Origin of the sequence: Fluviicola sp., assembly GCF_030151805.1 — a bacterium.
In the GTDB taxonomy this organism is placed as follows: domain Bacteria; phylum Bacteroidota; class Bacteroidia; order Flavobacteriales_D; family Crocinitomicaceae; genus Fluviicola.
Genome location: NZ_JASLCN010000116.1, coordinates 1 through 3,562 on the forward strand (window position 1 = coordinate 1; position 3,562 = coordinate 3,562).

The 3,562-nt window shown below is 43.1% G+C and carries 1 protein-coding gene and 2 pseudogenes; all 3 read right to left on the minus strand.

The features are described from left to right. Positions 1-2,338 (minus strand): annotated as a pseudogene (locus Q1V93_RS04465) (hypothetical protein); the annotation flags it as partial. Positions 2,339-2,542: 204 nt separating this feature from the next. Continuing rightward, a complete protein-coding gene (locus Q1V93_RS04470; protein ID WP_300662049.1) occupies positions 2,543-3,316 on the minus strand; it encodes a TerB family tellurite resistance protein in 774 nt (257 codons plus the stop codon). Positions 3,317-3,365: 49 nt separating this feature from the next. Next, positions 3,366-3,562: pseudogene (locus Q1V93_RS04475) on the minus strand (molecular chaperone HtpG); the annotation flags it as partial.

A 3,562-nucleotide genomic window follows, 5' to 3' on the forward strand; every position in this document is an offset into this window, starting at 1 on the left:
TAACAGTTGTTGCCACAGATGTTGCCGAACAAGGACCATTCGAAACAGTAACGGTATAATTTCCACTGGTTGTAACCGTGATTGATTGCGTGGTTGCTCCGTTTGACCAGGCATTTCCGGTTGCGGAGGAAGAGGTTAAAACAACCGAACCGCCTGCACAAAATGTAGTCGGACCACCGGCTGTAATAGTCGGAGTTGAAGGAACCGGATTCACGGTGATTGTTGTTGAAGCCGTAGCTGATGTACAACCATTTGCTGAAACTGTTACCGTGTACGTTCCACTCGTAGAGACAATGATCGATTGCGTAGTTTCCGTTGTCGACCAGGTATTTCCGGTTGCAGAAGAAGATGTCAGCGTGACTGAGCCACCTGTACAAAATGCCATCGGTCCACTCGCCGTAATTGTTGGCGTGGCTGGAATCGGATTCACTGTCACGACTGTTGCCACAGATGAGGATGAACAACTTCCGCTTACAACAGTTACAGTATAAGAACCGCTGGTTGTAACCGTGATTGATTGAGTAGTTGCTCCGTTTGACCAGGTATTTCCGGTTGCAGCTGAAGATGTTAAAACAACAGACCCTCCGGCACAGAATGTCGTTGGGCCTCCGGCTGTAATTGTTGGAGGTGTTCCAGGTGTTACTGTTACCGTTCTGTTGCTTGTAATCTGATTTCCGCAAGCATCCGTCACGATCGAATAAAGTGTCACTGTTCCGGCGGTCGGGAATGAAATACTTGCACTTGTTCCTGTTCCGACACTTGGTGTACCCGATGCGTTGAAACTCCAGTTGTATGTATATCCCGGAACTCCGTAAACAGCAGAAGTAGATGCCGTCAAAGATCCACCCTGGCAAACGGTTGTTCCTGACAAGGTAATGGGTGTTGTCTGATTGGTATATTCCAATGTTCTTCCGGTAATATTCATAACCCATGGAGCACTTGCTCCAATACATGTGCCTGAACAACCAGTTGCTCCCCAGCAAGCGCGGAAGAATTGCAAAGTAAATGTGATGTTTTGTGAAGTACAACTTCCACCCGGAGACGGCAGACAACCAGCCAGATCACTCATTACTGTTTGATTTGCAGCATTACAGATTCCACCGCTCATCAAATTACAAAACCAGTAATATCCTGCAGCAGAAGGACTCACACAGCCTCCGGTTGCAATTCTCATAGCCCCATCCTCCCTCCAGCATAATCCGGAAGCAGTATAACTAAACGAAAAGGTCAAATCCGTGATCGTGGCATTTGCAGGAGATGGAACCGTTAAATTGTAATCACAGGAATTGTCAAAATTGCAACTCGCATTGTATCTCGACCCGGTAATCGAAGCCTGTGCCAAAGTAGCACTTCCGGTTACAAGCGGATCAACGATCAGTTGATAAGATCCGATATTCTCATTGATCCAGGAATAATCGACCTGAAGATCAATCCTGTTTGCCTGAATAGCATAAACTCCTGAACGCGCTAAACTCTTCGGACCGTTTTTCGCAAATAATTTTGCTTCATCCATCACCGCCAATTCTGTTGATCCGGACATGAGTTTCAAACTTCCGATTCCTTCTGTCTGATTTCCATCTGTAAATTCAGCATGAAGTTGTGTTAAACCTTCCAACTGTTCGCGAAACAGCAATTTTTCGAAAACACCGAATTCGTTGGTTTTGATTGTAAAACTGGTTTTGATCGCTCCTCGCATAACAACCATTTCGGCGTCAATTCCAGGAAAAATATTCCGGATGAATGCTCCGTCGGAACCAACCGTGTAATCCGACCAATCCGCAGAAATTTCATTTGATGACGACGCATTCTGAACGATGATCAATTTCCAGTTATTAAACTGAAAAGTTCCTTCAGCTGTTTTTAATTCTGTTCGTTTGGTTGAAAAATCAATCGCCGGACGGTCGAGCAAATATCCCGACTCATATTTCGGGCCGGAAGCAGCTTGTAATTCATGTTCGATTGAGACCCATGATCCGTTTACAAATTGATGTAAATCACCCAACGCTTTTTGTGTATAGAATTCACTATTGTTGGTAACATTTACGAAATAACGCTCATCAATTTTTCGTTTTTCCAGTACTTCCACGCAATTTTCGCATGGTGCATTGTCCGGAAGTCTTCCAAATTCGGGGTGGGAATAATACTCAGGAGTATTGAATTTTTTCCAGGCTTCCAGGTTTTTCACTTCCCGGGTGCGAAAACCATTCAACAGGTTTTCTTTCGCCTGCATCTGAGCAAACAATTGATTATTAAGTGCTAACAGAAATAAAAAGAAAATTATTAAGCCATTTTTTGGTGCGCTTACTTTACGGAGAGTAGTATGTAGTGCTTTTTTCATCTAACGCGAGATAAGTACCCATGCGGGTTTGTGTAACAATAGGATTACGCAAACGTACGAAAATTTACTACAAAAAAAAATGAAAAGACACCTAGTTTAAACTAAATGTTACGTTTAAACTTTTGTTAATTATAAATTAAGTCAAAAATAAGAGTGTTAAAATTCAAACACCAAAAGTACTTATTTAGAATCAATCGGTTAAAATCATAAACCTCTTGCTTTTTTAATGTTATCATAAGCTTCCTGGATTCGCTGGAATTTCTCCTTCGCCCCTTTCTGGTATTCTTCTCCCAAAGAAGCCACTTTATCCGGGTGATAGCGAACGGCCATCTGGCGATATGCCTTTTTCACCTCCTCATCGCTTGCTGATTCTTCGATTCCCAGAATCTCGTAATCCGCATTGAGGTTTTGCTTGAACATTCCCTGAACAGATCTGAAATCCATTGGCGGAACCTGCAGCAAATTTGCCAGGTACTGCAGGGTTTTAATTTCCTGATCGGAAACCTGCCCGTCCGATTGAGCAATCCCAAACAAATAATGAAGCAGTTGAATACGGATCTCAACCTGCGCACGCATGCGGATATCCGAACAAATCTGATCAATCGGGATGGTCGGAGCATCTAAAAAATTCTTCAGTGTTTGTAAATGCGAATGATTGAACTGGTTCCCGAATTGTTGAGCCAGAAACGATTTGACGAAGTTCAATTCGGACTTCACCACTTTCCCGTCGCTTTTCATCATATAAGCCGAAAGCGCCAATAATTGAGTCGGGAAATCGTAACGCTGGGTTTGTTGCGTGTAATATTCAAAAATATCCTGAAAAGACTGACGGTTTCCACCACCGTTTCCAGCCGCCTGATTTTTTCGTGCCCGAACTGTCTGATCTACAAATCCACCTACTAAAAATGCGATCAGAGCAGGCAGAAACCTTCCTCCTGAAACCGCAAACGCAACAATTGCAAAAATGATACTATACACACTAAAAAGATAAAGTTCCCGTCAATCAACCGACTGACGGGAACCAGGATTATACAAATGAGATACTTCTCTCGATAAACTGATTTAATTCTTCTCCCTTCAACATTCCCTGAGCAAGCAATGCCAGGTCTGTCAATTGCTTCACCTTATTGGATTTTTCCGTTTCATCCGACAAAGCCAAAAGAGATTCTACTTTCTGATGGTTTGCATTTACAACCAGGTTGTAAGATTCCGGGAACACCCCGA